The sequence below is a fragment of the Streptomyces sp. DS1-CR2 genome, from assembly GCF_055760475.1.
Window position 1 is genome coordinate 7,027,997 of record NZ_CM147085.1, and the last position, 18,451, is coordinate 7,046,447.

The following is an 18,451-nucleotide window of genomic DNA, read 5'->3' on the forward strand; positions in this document are numbered from 1 at the left end:
GAAAAGAGCCAGCTCAGGACACGAATTCTGACTGGAGTATTAGCCTCGAAGTTTCGTGACGGTCCGCCGACGGAGTCGGTGGACCGTTTTCGTGCCGTCGGCTGAGGCTGTGCATACCCAGGACCCGAGTGTCGTCTCGGGGTGGCGCCGGGTTCCACTGCTCCGGGTGTTGAGCTGCTGTCGTAGGGACGGGAATCCGTTGGTCAGCCGGGGTTCGGCAGGAGTGCGAGCCGTTCGAGGGCTGTGGTGATGTGGCTGGTCCAGGGCCAGTGCCGGGCCAGGCGGAGGATTCGCCGACGGCCGGTGGTCACGAGCTGTCCGGCCGCGGTGAACAGGCGGAGCCGCAGTCGGCGGGGCTCCCAGCACCTGGCCTTGCCCGTCAGTGCGAGCATCGGCATCCAGGCCAGCAGGTCCAGTGCGATCTGCACGATCTCCAGCCAGATCCGGTTCTGGGCCGTGCGGTGCAGAGGGAGATTGCGCAGGCCGGTGGCCCGGGCGGCGCGGATGCGGTCCTCGGCCCGGGCCCGCAGCCGGTGACGGAGCTCGAGCTCGGCGATCGGCCGGCCCGAGGTGTTGGTGGCGAAACAGGTCAGCCGCATGCCGTCCGCATCCGTGAGCCGCAACTGAGCACCGGGGTGCGGTCGTTCCTTCCTGACGATCAGCCGCATGCCCTCCGGCCAGCCGTCCAGAACGTTGCTGGTGAGTTCAGCGACCCAGGCGCCGTCACGGATCCCGCCCTCGGCCTCGACGGCCGCCGTCCAGGCCGATGCCGGAACCTTCAGCACATGCTGGTGGATCGCCTCGGTGATCACCATGCCGACCGAGTAGGACAGCCACCGTCCCCGCTGAGCGAGCCAGGCGACGAAGTCGTGGGTGCCGCCCGCGGAGTCGGTGCGGATCAACGTCCGGCGCCCGCGCCGGTACTTCTTCGGCAGCTGGGCCAAGGCCAGTCGGGCGGCGGTGATGTGGTCGGCGGCCGTGTTCGATCCCGCGTTGCCCGGCCTGAGCAGGGCCGCCACGGGCTCACCGGTGCCGCCCGGTCCGTGGTCGACGAACCCCATCAGCGGGTGGTGGCCATAGGTTCGCTTCCACGTGGGCGCGGCGTCCTCCTTGTCCGAGTGCGCGATCACCAGCACCCCGTCGAGGTCGACGGTCACCGTCCCGCCCGCATCAGGCGCTTCCCGGTCGGCCAACCGCCAGACATGTCGGCGGACTTCAGCCCGCGCGGCACGGATGGCCCGCAGGGCCTTCTCCCCGGAGGCTGCAAGGGTGTCTATGAGGCGGGAGACCGTCGGGTCGGAGGCCACCGGCCCGAACACGGCCGGCTCGGCCCGCAGCATGGCGACATCCGCGAGGCAGTCGCCGCCCAGCGCGACCGCCAGGGCCACGTCCAGCAGGATCTTGCCCGGGTCGTGCACCGCCCGAGTCTTCCGCCACGGCGTCAGCGCCGCTGATATCGCGGTGTCCAGGCCGGCCTTGCGGACGGTCTCGACCAGCAGCACGCCCCCAGCCTGCGAGACCACCGCCCGGCCGCCGCCCTCGATGCGGACACGCGGGTACGACCCGATACGCTTCTTCACCTGGAGAGTGCTTCTTTCCCTGCAGCCAACAGGACCCTAGACAAGTCCCATCGTTGCAGGTCAGGAGCACTCTCCGCTTATTTGATCAAGCCTCGGACACTCCACCTCGTGAAAGCGCGAGGCTAGGGGCGCTAACAGAAGTCACTGATCATGCGACTGTCACTTTGTTTACCCTGATCGGGCGCCGCGGGTGAGGGTGACGAGGTCAGCCATGGATGATCCCGGCGGTGGTGACAGCGCCCTCTTCAAAGCCCCAGTCGGTGAGAATCTTGCGGTACTCACCGCTGCTGATGAGCGCGTTGAGGGCACGCTGGAGGGCGTCGCGTAGTGCGGTGTTGGTTCTGTCCACGGCCATGCCGACGGGAGCCTGGTTGACCAGGTCGCTGTCCGGGAGGCCGAAGTCGCCGCCGGAGCCCTTGGCCTCGTGGACGGCGTACGGAAGGTCGGTGACCACCGCGTCTATGGAGCCGTCGCGGAGCAGTCGCGGGATCGCGAAGATATCCTCGGAAGTCTGTTTGATTGGTTTCGGGCCGCACGCCTTGTAGGACGCGTCCCGGACCACTTCCTCATCGCCGTCGACATGCATGCCACAGAGGTCGGCCCACGAATGGATCTTCCGGGCCGTCTTCCACGGGGCGTAGACCGTGTAGCCGTAGTCGAAATAGTGGATGAAGTCGACGCCTTGGCGTTCTTCTGCGTCGAAGGAGGTGTACTTCGAGCTCGGCATGACCACGTCGTAGGTCGACCCAAGCCGCTGAAAATCCCGGCCAGATGCTTCGACGCCGACGAGCTTCACCCGCAGACCGAGTTGGTCACCGAGCGCTGCGGCCAGGTCAGGGTCGGCACCGACCCAGTCGCCGGGTTTTGCGATGACGTCTCTGTCCTCGACAGTGCTGGTGTCGAGCCAGCCACTGTCGTCGGCGGCGGCAGCGAGATTGTGCGCGCTACCGGTACGGACACCTGCCACAGCGACCGTGAGGGTTCCGGGTGTCACGAGGTGGAGCTTGTTCGCCTGCTTGCCGTGGCTACCGTGCCCGCCTGCCGCCTCCTTGCCATCGCTGGAGGAATTGCCCAGGGTGTACGCCGTGATCGCGCCCAGCGCGGTGGCCACGATCACGGCCCCGGCGATCAGCCAGGAACGTTTGCGGCGAGACGGGGCGGCGGACGGTGGCAGGGGGCCCGGCACCGAAGCTGGAGTCCGGGCGGTCTGGGTAGGCTGCTCTGCCTCGGGGAGCCTGGCTGTGGGCCCCGCACTTCCCTCCGCGGCAGCGGCCAGCATCGCGTCGAGCCGCTCGGCCGAGGGCCGCGCCGCCGGGTCGGATACGAGGAGCTCCGTCAGCACGGGCGCCAGGACCCCGGCCCGGACGGGCGGCGGCACCTCGCCGTCGAGGACGGCCGCCACCGTGGCCAGCGGGGTTGGCCTGCGCAGTGGGTTGTGGCCCTCGATGCAGACGTACAGCATCATGCCCAGCGACCAAAGATCGGAGGCGGGGTCATCGTCCGTGCCCCGGATGCGTTCGGGGGCGAGGTAGTCGGGGGTGCCGATGAGTTCTCCGGTCGCGGTCAGCGTGGAACTGGCGGTGGAATCCACCGAGCCGGTTCGCTGCAGGGCGGCGATACCAAAGTCGGTGAGTACCGCCTCTCTGTCCGGGCGCAGCATCACGTTGGCGGGCTTCACGTCACGGTGGCGGATGCCGGCAGTGTGCGCGGTGCGCAGCGCGGCCAGTACTTGACGGCCGATCCGGGCGGCCTCCTCCGGCGCCAGCAGCGTCCCCTCGTCCAGCAGCTCCGCCAGGCTGCGGCCAGGTATCAGCTCCATCACCAGCCAGGGGAAGGAATCCTCGCCCTCGTCAATGACGTGGTAGATCGTCACCACGTGAGGGTGACTGAGCCGAGCCAAGGCCCGGGCCTCACGTAGAACACGTTCACGCAGGACCCGCGAAGGGGCGGAGCCCTCGGGGGCCAGCTCCGGAGCGAGCGGACGGACCTGCTTGACCGCGACCTCCCGATGCAGCATCAGGTCGCGCGCCCGCCACACCGTGCCCATCCCGCCGCTACCCAGCCGCTCTACCAGCTCGAAGCGCCCGTCAATGACCCGCCCGCTGTCGCCATCGATCACACAGGGAGCCTACGCGCCCGCCCCTATTGGCGGCAGTCCATCGGCCACCCAAATCCAGGACGCCCAGGTCGAGTTGGTGGTGCAACTTACTGGCTCTAACAAAAGCCGTTGATCACGTGACTGTTGGCTTGTCGGGTCGTTGTTCTGTTCATGGGGAAAGGGTCTGCTGCACGATCGGGTGACATCTGAACTGGCTTGCCCTGTGGGGCGGGTGGGAAGAATGTCGCTGTGCCCAAGCCCTATCCGAAAGAGTTCCGCGAGGATGTCGTGCGGGTCGCGAGGAACCGGAACCCTGCGCATAGGGGTGAGACACTTCGGATCGGCTGGCGGTAGGCAGCGCAGCTGTGCTGCCGAATTTCGGCCAAGTTGCGATGAGGGTGTGCGGACGTAGCCGGACGTCCACGGACTGACGCGAACACAGTGAGAACTACTGAGCCCGGATCCACCGGCTTGCCGCCTGTGGATAGTTCTTCCGGAAACGAGGAAGTGCCTTGTGACCTGCGATGATGGGGTTTCTCTAGGACCACATCAGGCACGATCGGCAAGGCACTTCCGAGATGCAATCTTCCCATGCCGCCACGGCGGTCTCGTCCGCGTTCGATGACCCGAATCTGATCGCGTACGGCGGGCTTGAGCCAGTGGTGCGCCTGGCCGAGCGATGCGGCCTGCCCACGCTGGCCGATGAGCTCATCCGGCTTCCGAAGTCGAAGGACGGCACCGGGGCCTTCCCCGCGGCGAAGCTGATGTCGCTGGTGGGCGGTATGGTCGCGGGTGCGGACAGCATCGAGGACATGGACCGGCTGCGGCACGGCGGACTCGGTCGTTTGTTTTCGGGGGTGCGGGCCCCGTCCACGCTGGGCAACTTCCTGCGCTCCTTTACCCACGGGCATGTGAAGCAACTGCACGCCGTGGCCCGCCGGTTGTTGCCCCGCCTCGCAGCGCACACCCCGCTGCTGCCCGGCGCGGATCAGGTCGCCTATGTGGACATCGACGACACGATCCGCCGCACCTACGGCTACGCCAAGCAGGGCGCCGGATACGGATACAGCAAGGTCAAGGGGCTCAATGCGCTGCTGGGGATCGTCTCCACACCCCTTGCCGCCCCGGTAATCGCCGCCACCCGGCTGCGCAAGGGACCGTCCAACTCCGCGCGCGGGGCAGCCGCGTTCGTGACCGAGACCATCCGCACCGCCCGCGCCTGCGGCGCGAGCGGCCTGCTGGTCGTGCGGGCCGACTCCGCGTTCTACGGCGCCGATGTCGTGAACGCCTGCCGGACCCTGGACGCCCGCTTCTCGATCACGGTGCGGATGAACGCCTCCATCAAGGCCGCCATCGCGCGCATCGACGAGAACGCCTGGACGGCGATCAAGTACCCCAAAGCGACCTGGGACGAGGAGGGCCAGTGCTGGATCTCGGACGCGGAGATAGCCGAGATCGACTACACGGCCTTCACCTCCAAGCCGAAGCAGCAGCAGGTCATCGCCCGCTTGATCGTGCGGCGGGTCAAGCGTCTGGCCCCCGATACCGTCCCCGCCGGTCAGGGCACGCTCTTCGATACCTGGCGCTACCACGCCGCGTTCACCAACTCCCCGCTCTCGCTGGTGGACGCCGAGCGTGATCACAGGCGGCACGCTGTCGTGGAACAAGTGATCGCGGACGTCAAGAACAGCGCCTTCGCGCACGCCCCCTCCGGCTACTTCCAGGCGAACGCCGCCTGGCTCACCCTGGCCGCCGTGGCGCACAACCTGACCCGTGCCGCCGGAACTCTGGCCGGAACCTTCCACGCCAGAGCGACCACCGCCACGATCCGCGACCACCTCATCAACGTGCCCGCCCGCCTGGCCCGCACAGCCCGCCGCCTCACCCTCCATCTACCCGAACGCTGGCCCTGGCGAGGCGACTTCATGCAGCTGATCACCGTCTTGCACGCGCCACCGTCCACGGCCTGACACGCCCTGACCGACCCGCCCGAAAGGGCCCGAGACCTACGGACATGTGGAAGAGCTGGGCAGACCAGCGGCCATTCCATGCCCGAACCCGCAGATCAACCTCGGACCAGCCCGAACACCCCCGAAACGATCACTCTCAAAACAAGCCGGTGGATCCGGGCTGAGACTGAATGGGACTGTCCGGGTTCAATCCATGCTGGGTTACCTGTTCTCCTCTGCGGGCCACACTGCATCCATGACGAGCTTTCAGCAGCGGAAGGCGATAGGTGACGCGCATGAGCGGTACGTCGCCAACTCGCCGGGCGAGGGTGGACGTCGACTACTGGGGCCAAGGGCCGTGTGCCGCGCGATCGCGGCGGCACGTCCCATCGTTCCCCGGAAGTCGACAAAACGGGCGGTAGGCTGCGGACACGTGATGGTCGACAAGCGACACCCCCAGCCATTTCCGCGAGCCGAACGCAGCGGGCAGGCCGTGCAGGCTGCGGTTCCGCTGTACGGTTTCCAGCCCCCGGTCGGCACTCCGTACGGCCTTGAGGTGAACACCATTGAGGAGTTCTTCGCCGGGCACGACGACTGGCCGTGGAATCCGCCCCGTCCGGGCCGTGCGACCTTCCACTATCTGATCCTGGTCACTGAGGGCGAACTGCTCCACGACGTCGACCACGTCACGCGGACCGTCTCCCCGGGCCAGTGGCTGTGGGTGCGCCCCGGGCACACGCAGTGCTGGCATCCGCCGGGCGCCACCCGCGGCCCGTTCATCCTGTTCGAGCCGGGCGTCCTGACCTCTGAGATCGCCCGCCTGCTGGCCCCGCTCACCGCGCACGAGGCCCCTGCCGTGCTGAGCCCGCACCCCGACGACGACGCCTGGCTGCGGCAGACGGCCCTCCAACTCCTGGACGAACACCGTGCACTGGGGCGCCGCCGGCTCGATGTCCACCACGCCCTGCGGCGCAGCCTGCTCGAATCGCTGCTGCTGCGCCTCGCCAACTCCCCGGACGTCGCCTCCGCCGGCCCGGCGGCGAAGGGCACGGGCCGCAAGGACACATACACACAGTTCGTGGACGCGCTGGAACTGCATTTCCGGGAACTGCACCGGGCCGCGGACTATGCCGCGCTGTTCGGCTGTTCCGTACGTACTCTCAGCCGCGCCGCCCGGGACGCCACCGGCAAGGGGGTGCGTGAGCTGATCGACGAGCGGCGGCTGCTCGAGGCCCGGCGCCTGCTGGTCGGTGCCGGGTGGGAGGCCCGGGCTGTCGCCCAGCACCTCGGTTTCACCGATCCCGCGAACTTCGGCCGCTTCTTCCGCGGTCACACCGGTCTCACTCCGGCCGCGTTCGCGGCCCGTGAGGCCGATTCCGGCAGGTGAGGCGCAAGCCCGCACTCCCATCAGCCGTCCCCGTACCCGTCCCTGTCCTCGGGTGACCCGACCCGAGCCGATCCCGATCAGAGCCCTTCCCGGCTGGACGATCTGATGGGCGTCAGGCAGCGGCGCCACGGGGGGCCGACGTCGCCCGGCCGCGCTCGGAGTCCGGGAACTGCCGCAGTAGTTCGCGCAGTTTCGGTGCCGCCGTGTTGGCGCCGAAGACCGGAGTGCCGGGCTCCATGCGTATCCCTTCGGTGAGCGCTCCGGCTTCGACGGGGTCGAAGCCGAGGGCGTCGACCAGCGCGGTGACGGCGGCCACGGCCTCCGGAACGTCGCCCGCGACGGCGATGGCGCGGCGGCCCGCCGCCCCCGCGGCGAGGTCGGGGCGGGCACCGTCCTCCAGGTCGTGGTACCCCATGTGGTTGAAAGCCTTCACGACGTGCGAGCCGGGCAGGTGGGCTTGGACGAGCTCGCTGGAGGAGGTGCGCGGGTCGGTGAGGTCGTCGCGGATCCCGTCCGTCTCCCACCAGTAGTTCATCGCGTCGGCGACGACCTTGCCGCGCAGCGCCTGCGCCGGGACGCTGCGGTACTTGCCGAGTGGCAGGGCGAGGACGACGAGGTCCGCCTCGGCGGTGGCCTGTTCTGCGGTGACGGGCTCGGCGCCGGGGGCGAGAACCTCCACGGTGAGGGCGATGCGCTCCGGGGCGCCCGAGCCCGCGATCAGGACCCGGTGCCCGGCCGCGACGGCCAGGCGGGCCAGCACCGTGCCGACCTTGCCCGCGCCCAGGATGCCGATCGTCGGGAGCGGCTGAGTTCCCATCACGTACTCCTCATTCAGGTTGCGGTCAGTCGGCCAGCAGTTCGCGGACCATCGGGAGGACCTTCGTGCCGTACAGCTCCACCGCCCGCAGTCGGGCGCTGACCGGCTGGGCGCCAGCGGTGTAGACGAGGTCGATCCGGCCGACGCCGAGCCGCTTGACGGAGGCGGCCATCTTGCGGGCGACGGTCTCCGGGGAGCCGACGTACATCGAGCCGTGCTCGATCTCGGACTCGTACTCGCCCTTGGTGACCGGCGGCCAGCCGCGCAGCGCCCCGATCGTGTCGCGGATGACTTTGTAGTGCGGCCAGTGCAAGGCGCGGGCCTTCTCGTCGGTGTCGGCGACGAACCCCGTGGAATGCATGCCGACTGGGTGCGCCACGGTGCCGAACTGCTCGGCGGCGCGCTGGTACAGGTCGATGTAGCGGCTGAAGCGGGCCGGGTCGCCGCCGATGATCGCGAGCATCAGCGGCAGCCCGTGGCGAGCGGTGCGGATCACCGACTGCGGGGAGCCGCCGACCCCGACCCAGGTGGGCAGGCGGCCGGACTCGGTCTTGGGGAAGACGTCGGCGTCCTTGAGGGCGGCCCGCTGGGTGCCCTCCCAGGTGACCGGCTTCTCGTCCAGCAGCTGGACGAAAAGGTCCAGCTTCTCCTCGAAAAGTACGTCGTAATCGGCCAGGTCGTAGCCGAAGAGCGGGAAGGACTCGGTGAACGAGCCCCGGCCCAGGATGACTTCGGCGCGGCCGTCGGAGAGCGCGTCGAGGGTGGCGAAGCGCTGGAAGACGCGCACCGGGTCGTCCGAGCTGAGCACGGTGACCCCGGAGGCGAGCCGGATCCGCTCGGTGCGGGTGGCGATGCCCGCAAGCACCGTCTCGGGCGTGGAGACGGCGTACTCGGGGCGATGGTGCTCGCCGAGCGCGAGGGCGTCGACCCCTATGGAGTCGGCGAGTACGGCCTCGTCCATGACCTGCCGGATCGCGCGGGCGTAGGAGACGGGACGGCCCTGGTCGTCCTGGGGGACGTCGCCGAAGGTGTCGAGGCCGAAGAGGACGTCGGGCGCGGGCGCGACGGCGGACATGGCGTACTCCGTTTCGCTGGAGGAAGTGGGCGTGGGGGGTGGTGAAGGGATGCCTCGGGCGGGCTTACCAGGCGTACGGGCCGAAGCGGCCCCAGGCGATCACGACCGCGATGGCGAGCAGCACGACGTTGATGCCGACGTTCGGCCACTCGCCCCGGCGGGCGTGGGTGACCACCGCGCCGAGCATGATCAGCGCGACGCCGACGGCCGCGAGCGGCGTGAGCACGGTGGCGGCCGGGAGGACCAGGCCGAGCGCGGCCAGCACCTCCAGCGAGCCGATGGCCTTCACCTGGCCGGCGGTGAAGCTCTTCGCCCAGGCCATGGACTCGGCGGTCTTCTCGTAGGGCTGGGCGAGCTTGCCGCCGCCGGCGGCGAGCATTCCGGCGGCGAGCAGGGACTGGAGTATCCAGAGGAAGACGTTCATGGCGGGTCCGTTTCATGCGACGGGAGAGGACGTGCGGCCGGGCCCGACAAGCGGGGCCGGACCTCGCACAGCATAAGCGGACTTCACCCCGTTTAGATTCCCCGGCCTCCGGGCGAGATGCACGGCGGGGATAGATTTGCCGCATGGAACGATCGCCGCTGCCCTTCGGACGGCCCCGAGCCGAGCGCGCCGACGCCGCCCGCAACCGAGAGCAACTGCTGGCGGCGGCGCGCGAGATGACCGCCGAGCTGGGGGCGGACAAGGTCACCATGGACGGCCTCGCCGAACGCGCCGGCCTGGGCAAGGGCACCGTCTACCGCCGCTTCGGCACCCGCGCCGGGATCTTCCACGCCCTGCTCGAAGACGACGAACACGCCTTCCAGCACCAGGTCCTGGCCGGACCGCCCCCGCTCGGCCCGGGTGCGGAGCCCCTCGACCGGCTGGTCGCCTACGGCCGGGCCCGCATCGCCTACCTTGCCGACCACGTCACGATCGTCCGCTCCTCACTGGACCGGCACCGGCCCGTCCCCGCCGAGGGCGGCAGTGGCTTCAGCCAGGCCCACATCCGCATGCTGCTCGGTCACGCGGGCACTGGTGTCGCCGATCTGGACAGCCTGACCGTCCAACTCACCAGCGCCCTGGAAGGCCCCTTCATGATCTTCCTCGCGCTGCCGGGGAGCGGCCCCGACGGCGACGCCGAGGCCGACGCCGCCTTCCAGCGCCGCACCCGCCCGCTGGGCAACAGCTGGCAGACCCTGATCGAGCGGGCCTGCCGCACCCCGTGAAACTGCGGGGGCGCCTGGCCTGACCCGACCGGGTCACCCCTCCCATCCGGCAATACTTGGCTAGCCACATGATTGCTGTTACGGTTGCTATGTGCCCAGCCACACTTTTTATCGCGGCCCGAGCGGAATGAGCAGAGTCATCATGAAAGCGATCGTTTTCGACGAGTTCGGCGGCCCGGACGTGCTGCACGAGGCCGACGTCGAGGTCCCGCAGCCCGGCCCCGGCCAGGTCCGGGTCCGTGTGAAGGCCGCCGGGCTGAACGCCCTGGACGGCAAGACCCGCGCCGGAATGCTCGAGGCCGTCTACCCCACGACCTTCCCCGCCACCCCCGGCGGCGAGCTGGCCGGCGTGGTCGACGCGCTCGGCGAGGGCGTGACCGATGTGCAGGTCGGCGGCGAAGTGCTGGGCTGGTCGGACACCGGCTCGTACGCCGAGTACGCGCTGGCCACCACCGTGGCCCCCAAGCCCGCCGACCTGTCCTGGCAGGACGCAGCCGCGCTGCCGGTCGCAAGCGAGACGGCCGAGCGGGTCCTGGACCAGCTGCAGGTCACCGCCGGGGAGACGGTGCTGATGCACGGCGCCTCCGGAGCGGTCGGCACCGTGGCCGTCCAGCTCGCCACGGCCCGCGGCGCCCGCGTGATCGCCACCGCCGGCGCCTCGAACCAGGACTACCTCACGTCGCTCGGCGCGACGGCGACCACCTACGGCGAGGGCCTGGTCGAGAGGGTGCGCGCACTGGCCCCCGACGGCGTGGACGCGGTCTTTGACCTGGCTGGCAAGGGCGCCTTGCCCGACTCCATCACCCTGCGCGGCGGCACCGACCGCATCGTCACCATCGCCGACTTCAGCGCCCGCCAGCTGGGCGTCACCTTCTCCCAGGGCTCCCGGGAGCACTCCGCCGAGCGCCTGGCCGCCGTGGCCCAGGACGCCGCGGCCGGCAAGCTCACCACCACCGTCACCGCCTACCCCCTCGCCAAGGCCGCCGAGGCCCAGCAGGCCAGCGACGCCGGACACGTGCGCGGCAAGCTCGTCCTGACCGTCGACTGAGCACGCCAGCCCCTCGAATACCCCCACCCCCGGTTGCGGTGGCCGTCGCGTCACCGCATTACCGAAGGATTTCGTCATGCTCGAATCCCTGTGGACCCCGACCACTCTCGGCTCCGTATCCCTGCCGCACCGCCTGGTCATGGCCCCCATGACCCGGGACCGCTCCACGCCGGAGGGCGTGCCGACGGAGCTGAATGCCGAGTACTACGCCCAGCGCGCCTCCCACGCGCTGATCATCACCGAGGGCACCCAGCCGTCCGCCGACGGTCAGGGCTATCTGCTGACCCCCGGCATCTACGATGACGCGCAGATCGCCGGATGGCGCACGGTCACCGACGCCGTGCACGCGGCCGGCAGCCGCGTGTTCATCCAACTGATGCACGTCGGCCGCATCTCCCACCCCGACAACACCCCGCACCACCGCCAGCCGGTCGCCCCCTTCCCGATCCGCCCGGCCGGCGTGATGTTCACCGCGACCGGACCGCAGGAAATGCCCGAACCCCGGGCTCTGTCCACGCAGGAGGTCGCGGAGACGATCGAGGACTTCCGGCGCGCTGCGGCGGCCGCGATCGCGGCGGGCGCGGACGGTGTGGAGATCCACGGTGCCAACGGCTATCTGATCCACCAGTTCCTGGCCGACAACACCAACCAGCGCACCGACGGCTACGGCGGCTCGATCGAGGCCCGTATCCGCTTCGCTGTCGAGGTCGCCGCCGCGGTGGCCGACGAGATCGGCCCCGAGCGCACCGGTATCCGCCTCTCGCCCGGAAACCCGTACAACGACATCGCCGAGTCGGACACCCACGAGCTGTACCCGGCGCTCGTCGAGGCGCTGCGCCCGCTCGGCCTGGCCTACCTGCACCTGATGCACGCCGGCGACGAGGCGCTGCTCGACACGCTGCGCTCGCAGTGGCCGGGCACGCTGATCCTCAACCGGGCCGGCGCCGACATCCCCACCCGGGCCAAGGATGTCGAGAACGGCACGGCCGACCTCGTCTCCGTCGGCGCCCTCGCCCTGGCCAACCCCGACCTGGTCGAGCGGCTGCGCGTCGGCGCGGAGCTGAACACTCCCGACCCGGCCACCTTCTACGGTGGCGGAGCGGTCGGCTACACCGACTACCCCACTCACACCGGCTGAAGAAGCGGAGACCATGCCTGACATTCCCACGACTGCGGCAGGAGGGCCGATGGGCTACGCGATCTTCCAGCTCGCGCGCGCCCATCGCGCCTACGCCGGCGCCCTGCTGCGCAAGATGGACCTGCACCCCGGCCAGGAACTGCTGCTGATGCAGCTCCTTGACCGCGAGGGTCAGACCCAGTCCGAACTCCTCGAAGCCGTCGGTCTCGACCACTCCACCGTCTCCAAATCCCTGCGCCGCATGCAGGAGGCGGGCCTGCTGGTGCGCGAGCCCGCCGCCCACGACCGGCGCGTGATGGTCGTCCACCTCACCGAGAAGGGCCGTGGCATGCGCGAACCCATCGCCGCCCTGTGGCAGAGCCTGGAGGAGATCTCCGCGGGAAATCTGACGGAGCAGCAGGCGCAGTCCTTCGTCGAGACCGCTTACGCGATCACCGAGGCGATCGCCAGCCGCCCGCTGCCGCCAGAAGAAGCCGGCTGACCTGCCGATACGGCAGGGCGGACCGCGGACGGCCGGCGGTGTGGCAGTAGCCCGGACTGGGGGCGTCGAACTGCCGCCACACCGCCGGCCGTCCGCACATCGGCAACAGCCGCCCCTTTCACCCCAAGCCCCACCTTGACCTGATGGAAAGTGAATCCCCCATGCCTGCCACCGACTCCACCACCCTCCCCGTCCTCGTCGTCGGAGCGACCGGCTCCCTGGGCGGCAAGGTCGTCGACGAACTCCTGGCGCGCGGCAAGAAGGTTCGCGCCCTGGTGCGGCCCACCAGCGACGCGAGCCGGCTCGAAAGCCGGGGCGTCGAGATCGCCCGCGGCGACATGCTCGACGTCGACTCGCTGGTCGCCGCCATGAACGGCGCCGACGCCGTCATCACCACCGCGGCCGGCTACACCCGCGGCGGCAAGAACGCGTACGACATCGACACCATCGGCAACGCCAACCTCGCCGAGGCCGCCCACCGCGCCGGCATCCGCCGCTTCGTCCTGACCAGCATCCTCGAAAGCGACAAGACGCCCGACGTCCCGCACTTCTGGCACAAGAAGCTCGCCGAGGACAAGCTCGAACAACTCGGCGTCCCCTTCGTCGCCCTGCGCCCCGGAGCCTTCCTCGACCAGATCGCGACCGGGGCGGGCAACCCGATCGACAAGGGCCGCATGATCTGGATCGGCAAGACCGGCGTCCCGCTGACCTTCGTCCACATGTCCGACCTCGCCGCCTACCTCGCCGCCGCGGTCGACGCCGACACCCAGGACGGTGAGCGCATCGACATCGGCTGGGACCGCCCGGTCAGCATGCGCGAAGTGGCCGACCTGATGGGCGCCCGCGCCGGAAAGAAGATCAAGGTGTGGGCCGTGCCGTCCCCCGTCACCCGCGCCGCAGGCGCCGTAGCCGGCCGCTTCATGCCCCTGCTCAAGGACATGGCCGCGATGTTCCACTGGTTCGACACCGGCCGCTACGTCGCCGATCCCACCCGCCAGGAACAGCTCTTCGGCCCCGCCCCCACCGCCGAGCAGGCCCTCGCCCGCTTCACCGACGAACTACGCACCGCACAGGGCAAGTAGCCGGCCCACACCCACGCCGCCGGACGGCCCGACCAGCACGGCTGGGGGGCCATCACCTCAGGAGCGCACCCGCCTTCCTGTACCTGTGTCGATCCCGAGGAGAATCCATGCACACCCTGCTCGTCGTCGCCCACCCGCGCGGCTCGTCCCTGACCATGCAGGTCGCCGACCGGGCCCGCAGTCGCCTGGAGGCAGCGGGCAACACCGTCGACTTCCTCGACCTGCATACGGAGGGCTTCGACCCGCGGATGAGCCTCGAGGACGAGCCCGATTTCGCCGACCCCCGGAAGGTCTACTCGGCCGAGGTCCGCGCGCACATGCGCCGCGTCGAGGCCGCCGACGAGATCGTCATCGTCTTTCCCGTCTGGTGGTACGGCCTCCCGGCCCTCCTCAAGGGCTGGGTCGACCGGGTGTGGAACCACGGCTTCGCTTACGGCATGCGTACGTTCACCTCGCACATCGCCGGGAAGCGCGTGCTGTGGCTGGGGCTGGCGGGCGCCTCGGAGAGCACCTTCGCTCGGAGCGGCGTACGCGGGCTGCTCGAACAGCAGCTGACCGCAGGCATCTCCTACTTCTCGGGCATCGAAGACGCGACGGCCCACGTGGTCTACGACACGATCGACAACGGAGCCACCGCTTTGGAGACGGCCGATACCGCTCTGGCCGACTTCGTCGCGGCACAAGGGGCACAGGCCGGTGCGTGACCCCACGACGTTCCGCTGGATTTACCCCGCCGCCAGGCGGCCCGGCCAGGACGACTGCATCACCTCAAGACGACCGCGGCCGGCCCGCAGGGACGGCGACCGCTCAGCCGGAGTGCGGTGCGAGCGCCTCGCGCAGGTAGCGGCCGGTGACGCTGTCGGGGCTTTCGGCGATCTGCTCGGGCGTGCCGGTGGCGGTGATGCGTCCGCCGTCCGCGCCGCCGCCGGGACCGAGGTCGATCACGTGGTCGGCGTTGGCAATCATGTCGAGGTCGTGCTCGATGAAGACGACGGTGGCCCCGTTGTCGACCAGGCGTTGCAGCACGCCGAGCAGGACGCGGACGTCGAGCGGGTGCAGGCCGACACTGGGCTCGTCCAGGACGAACAGGGCGTCGTGCTGGTCACGGTCGAGTTCGGTGGCGAGCTTGAGTCGCTGGGCCTCGCCGCCGGACAGGGCGGGGGTGGCCTCGCCGAGGGTGAGGTAGCCGAGCCCGAGGTCGACGAGGGTCTGCAGGCGGGAGCGGACCTTGTTCAAGTCGCCGGTGTGCTCGATCGCTTGGGTGACGGTGCAGGCCAGTAGCTGCGGCAGGGTCAGCCCGTCGGCCGCGTCCCCTCCGCGCGGCACGCGGCGGACGGCGTCGGCCTCGGGGGCGTAGCGGGAGCCTTCGCAGTCGGGGCAGAGGATGTCGACGTCGGGCAGGAACTGCACGTCGAGTTCGATCTGTCCGGTGCCCTCGCAGGTGGGGCAGCGCAGGCTGCCGGTGTTGTAGGAGAAGTCCCCGGCCTTGAGGCCGCGTTCCTTCGCCGCGGGCGTGGCGGCGTAGGCGCGGCGCAGGTCGTCCAGAGCGCCGCTGTAAGTGGCCACGGTGGAGCGGACGTTGATGCCGATGGGCGAGGCGTCGACGACGTTGACACGGGTGATGCCATCCGGGGTGAGCTTGCGGATGTGCTCCGGGAGCGGCTGCCCAGCGGCGTGCGCTTTCAGCGCGGGAACCAGGCTTTCCAGGACGAGGGTGGTTTTGCCGGAGCCGGAGGCGCCGGTGACCGCGGTGAGACGGCCGCGCGGAATGTCCAGGTCGAGGGCGTGCACGGTGTGCAGCGGCGCGGTCCGCAGCTGGACGCGGCCCATCTTGAACACGTCGTCCGCGTCGGGCCGGGGCCGTACGAGGATCTCTTCGCGGCCGGTGAGGAACCCGCCGATCAGGGATGCCTTGCTGCGTCCCACGCTCTGGAGCGTGCCTTCGGCGACGACCGTGCCGCCGCCCTGCCCGGAGCCGGGCCCGATCTCGATGAGGTGGTCGGCCTGGCGCAGGACCTGGACGTCGTGGTCGACGACAATCACCGAGTTGCCGTCGTCCAGCAGACTGCGGATGACGCCGAGCAGACCGTCGACGTTGGCGGGGTGCAGGCCGATCGAGGGCTCGTCCAGGACGTACAGGACACCGGTGGTGCGGTTGCGGACCGCGCGGGACAGCGCGACGCGCTGGCGTTCGCCGGTGGACAGGGTGGACGAGGCACGGTCCAACGTCAGGTAACCGAGGCCGAGTTCGATGAGCCGCTGGGCGGTGGCCACCATCTGCGTGACGATGCTCTCGGCCATGGGGGCCATCGCCTTCGGCACGGTGGCAGGGACCGTCTGGACCCACGCGGTGACGTCGTCGAGGGTCTTGGCGGTGGCCTCGGCCAGGTTGATGCCGTCGACCAGGCTGGAGCGGGCCACCTCGCTCAGGCGGGTGCCGTGGCAGTCCGGGCAGGTCTGCACGGACAGGAACTTCTCGACACGATCGAGCCCCTTCTTGGTGGAGGCGTTCTTCAACGCCTCCACGACCGCCTGCCGGGCGTTGCGGTAACTGGCGTTCAGCTCGAAGAGCTTGCCGTTCTTGGCCGGGTACAGGATGACGCGCTTGACCGGCTCCCCCTCGAAAACAATCGCGCGTTCCTTCTTCGTCAGCTTCGAGAACGGCACGTCGGTACGGACACCGAGCTCGGCGGCGACCTTCGGAACGGCGGCCAGGCCGAACATTTGCCAGGGCACGACTGCGCCCTCGTCGATGGTGCGCGAGGGATCGGGGACGAGGGTGCCCTCGTCGACCTCCCGCACGGTCCCGGTACCCGCGCACCGCGGACAGGCGCCGTCACTGTTGAACGCGAACGACTCCGCGCCCGGCGGCCCGAACACCACCTGGCACTCGGGACAGGTCAGCGGCAGGTCCAGTGCCACGTCCATGGTCGGCTCGAGGCGGTGCCCGTTGGGGCACCGGTGGTGGCCGAGCCGGGAGAAGAGCAGACGCAGGCTGTTGAGGAGCTCGGTGGAGGTGCCGAACGTGCTGCGCACCCCGGGAATGCCGGGCCGCTGACGCAGCGCCAGCGCGGCCGGCACATGCTCGACACTGTCCACGGCAGCATGGGCCGCTTGGGTGAGGCGGCGCCGCGTGTAGGTGGACAGCGCCTCCAAATAGCGGCGGGACCCTTCGGCGTAGAGCACGCCGAGGGCGAGTGAGGACTTGCCCGAGCCGGAGACTCCCGCGATCGCGACGAGCTTGCCCAGCGGCACCGTCACGTCGATGTCCTTGAGGTTGTGCACACGTGCCCCGTGCACCTTGATCGCGTCCGGTGCGGGCACGGGCGCCGAGCCGGCGCCCGTCGCCCCCTTCACAGACTTGCCCACTGAACTGGTCCTTCCGCTACGGCTGGTCGTGATCGATGCGGGATGCCCGGGAAGACGCCGGGCGTCAGCGCATCAGGGTGCTCTACTTGCCGACGCTGGTGCGCTTCCACGACTCGCGCAGCTTCTGGATGCTGTCGGGGTCCCACGCGTTCCGCAGGGACAGGTGCCCGTGCGTCATCAGCCACTCGCCGTCGGTCTTGCGGAAGATGAGCGACATGTTCCACGACAGGAACAGCTTCTCCCCGCCGTTGTCGTCCGGCTGGTACGTGTTGAAGGTGAAGACCAGCAGGACCTCGTCGTTGCTGATCACGCGGGTGGTCTCGTCCAGATACTCCTGCCGGGTGAGGCCCGCATCCGCGTAGATGCGCTTGAAGTGCGCACGCACAGCTTCACGGCCTACGACGAAGTGCTCGGCGAGCGGATCGACGTAGGTGACGTCCTCGGCCAGCGCGTCCATGTAGCCCGTCGGGTCTCCGCTGGTCCACCGCCACTGGATGGACTTCTCGAACTCGACGAGTGTTGCGACTTCTTCGGGGGTCATGACGTTCTCCTGTCTGTCGTTCATGCCGGTGTTCTTCTGGTCCAGGCGCGGGTCGCCGGTCAGTACGCGACCAGGTCCTTGAGGGTCTCGGAGAAGGCCCAGTTGGAGTGCACGATGAGCCACTGGCCGTCGACGAGCCGGTAGCCGTGCGTGGCGTTCCAGGCGCGCAGCAGCTTCTCGTTGCCGTCCTCGTCGAGCACGTAGGTCTTGAGGTTGTAGCCCATGACGGCGAAGTCACCCCTGTCGCCGACGTGCACCTGCGGGTTGAGGTACTCGCTGCGCACGATGTTCGGGTTGGAGTAGATGGACGACAGCCACGCGACGGTCTTCTCCTTGCCGACGACGATGTCCTTGAGGATCGGGTCGAAGTAGCTCACCTCGTCCGCGAACCCGTCCAGGTAGCCGTCGGGGTCGCCGACGCTGAAGCGCTCGTTGTACGCCTTCTCCAGCTCGATGAGGGTCTTGCTGATCTCGTCCTTGTTGACGCCCATGACGTCTCCCTTCGTAGGTGCCGCGACCGGCGCGGGCCAGATGGTGTGTCTCCTCAGGCGTCGAGCGGCGTTCCGTGCCGGCCTCGACGTCGGTCTGGGCGAAGCGAACCCGCTCCAGGCCCCAGGGGGATCTTCACGGCCAGGGCCTTGTTCCGCTTGTTGGCGATTGCTCCCGGCTACGTATCC

Annotated in this window: 16 protein-coding genes; 8 read left to right on the forward strand and 8 right to left on the reverse strand. The window is 69.5% G+C overall.

All coding sequences use genetic code 11. From position 1 onward, the window contains the following. Positions 1-203: 203 nt before the first annotated feature. The gene (locus ACY0PA_RS33120) at positions 204-1,580 is read right to left on the reverse strand and encodes an IS1380 family transposase (protein WP_473079639.1); all 1,377 of its coding nucleotides are present in this window, start codon (positions 1,578-1,580) and stop codon (positions 204-206) included. Between the two features lie 205 nt (positions 1,581-1,785). Beyond that, complete coding sequence (locus ACY0PA_RS33125) at positions 1,786-3,627, reverse strand: serine/threonine-protein kinase (RefSeq protein ID WP_473086504.1); 1,842 nt, start codon at positions 3,625-3,627, stop codon at positions 1,786-1,788. Between the two features lie 629 nt (positions 3,628-4,256). On the opposite strand from ACY0PA_RS33125, the gene ACY0PA_RS33130 reads away from it, so the two are divergent. Together ACY0PA_RS33130 and ACY0PA_RS33135 are read left to right on the forward strand one after the other, a co-directional pair. Next, positions 4,257-5,648, forward strand: a complete 1,392-nt coding sequence (locus tag ACY0PA_RS33130; protein ID WP_473081058.1) for an IS1380 family transposase — start codon at positions 4,257-4,259, stop codon at positions 5,646-5,648. Positions 5,649-6,183: 535 nt separating this feature from the next. Next, a complete protein-coding gene (locus tag ACY0PA_RS33135) occupies positions 6,184-7,014 on the forward strand; it encodes an AraC family transcriptional regulator (protein WP_473081131.1) in 831 nt (276 codons plus the stop codon). Positions 7,015-7,126: 112 nt separating this feature from the next. On the opposite strand, the gene ACY0PA_RS33140 is transcribed toward ACY0PA_RS33135, so the two are convergent. From ACY0PA_RS33140 to ACY0PA_RS33150, 3 genes are all read right to left on the reverse strand, one after another. Further along, a complete protein-coding gene (locus ACY0PA_RS33140; protein WP_473081132.1) occupies positions 7,127-7,831 on the reverse strand; it encodes an NADPH-dependent F420 reductase in 705 nt (234 codons plus the stop codon). A 25-nt stretch (positions 7,832-7,856) separates the two neighbouring features. Next, a complete protein-coding gene (locus ACY0PA_RS33145) occupies positions 7,857-8,906 on the reverse strand; it encodes an LLM class flavin-dependent oxidoreductase (RefSeq protein WP_473081133.1) in 1,050 nt (349 codons plus the stop codon). 64 nt (positions 8,907-8,970) lie between these two features. After that, on the reverse strand, positions 8,971-9,330 hold the full coding sequence (locus ACY0PA_RS33150; protein WP_473081134.1) for a DoxX family protein: 360 nt from the start codon (positions 9,328-9,330) through the stop codon (positions 8,971-8,973). A gap of 143 nt (positions 9,331-9,473) precedes the next feature. Here ACY0PA_RS33150 and ACY0PA_RS33155 point away from each other — a divergent pair, with 143 nt between their 5' ends. The 6 genes from ACY0PA_RS33155 (at position 9,474) to ACY0PA_RS33180 (ending at position 14,568) form a co-directional block, all read left to right on the forward strand. After that, a complete protein-coding gene (locus ACY0PA_RS33155; RefSeq protein ID WP_473081135.1) occupies positions 9,474-10,115 on the forward strand; it encodes a TetR/AcrR family transcriptional regulator in 642 nt (213 codons plus the stop codon). 142 nt (positions 10,116-10,257) lie between these two features. After that, a complete protein-coding gene (locus ACY0PA_RS33160; protein WP_473081136.1) occupies positions 10,258-11,163 on the forward strand; it encodes an NADP-dependent oxidoreductase in 906 nt (301 codons plus the stop codon). Positions 11,164-11,239: 76 nt separating this feature from the next. Beyond that, the gene (locus ACY0PA_RS33165) at positions 11,240-12,301 is read left to right on the forward strand and encodes an alkene reductase (RefSeq protein WP_473081137.1); all 1,062 of its coding nucleotides are present in this window, start codon (positions 11,240-11,242) and stop codon (positions 12,299-12,301) included. 13 nt (positions 12,302-12,314) lie between these two features. Next, entirely contained in the window at positions 12,315-12,782 is a 468-nt protein-coding gene (locus tag ACY0PA_RS33170; RefSeq protein WP_473081138.1) for a MarR family winged helix-turn-helix transcriptional regulator, read from the forward strand. Between the two features lie 161 nt (positions 12,783-12,943). Continuing rightward, positions 12,944-13,864 (forward strand): SDR family oxidoreductase, encoded by a 921-nt coding sequence (locus ACY0PA_RS33175; protein WP_473081139.1) that lies wholly within the window; start codon positions 12,944-12,946, stop codon positions 13,862-13,864. Positions 13,865-13,971: 107 nt separating this feature from the next. Then, positions 13,972-14,568, forward strand: a complete 597-nt coding sequence (locus ACY0PA_RS33180) for an NAD(P)H oxidoreductase (RefSeq protein WP_473081140.1) — start codon at positions 13,972-13,974, stop codon at positions 14,566-14,568. Positions 14,569-14,671: 103 nt separating this feature from the next. On the opposite strand, the gene ACY0PA_RS33185 is transcribed toward ACY0PA_RS33180, so the two are convergent. The 3 genes from ACY0PA_RS33185 to ACY0PA_RS33195 form a co-directional block, all read right to left on the reverse strand. Beyond that, on the reverse strand, positions 14,672-17,233 hold the full coding sequence (locus tag ACY0PA_RS33185; protein WP_473081141.1) for an excinuclease ABC subunit UvrA: 2,562 nt from the start codon (positions 17,231-17,233) through the stop codon (positions 14,672-14,674). 82 nt (positions 17,234-17,315) lie between these two features. After that, positions 17,316-17,798 carry a YybH family protein gene (locus ACY0PA_RS33190; protein ID WP_473081142.1) on the reverse strand — a complete coding sequence of 161 codons (483 nt, stop codon included), beginning with the start codon at positions 17,796-17,798 and terminating at the stop codon, positions 17,316-17,318. Between the two features lie 35 nt (positions 17,799-17,833). Continuing rightward, entirely contained in the window at positions 17,834-18,265 is a 432-nt protein-coding gene (locus ACY0PA_RS33195) for a YybH family protein (protein WP_473081143.1), read from the reverse strand. Positions 18,266-18,451: the final 186 nt, after the last annotated feature.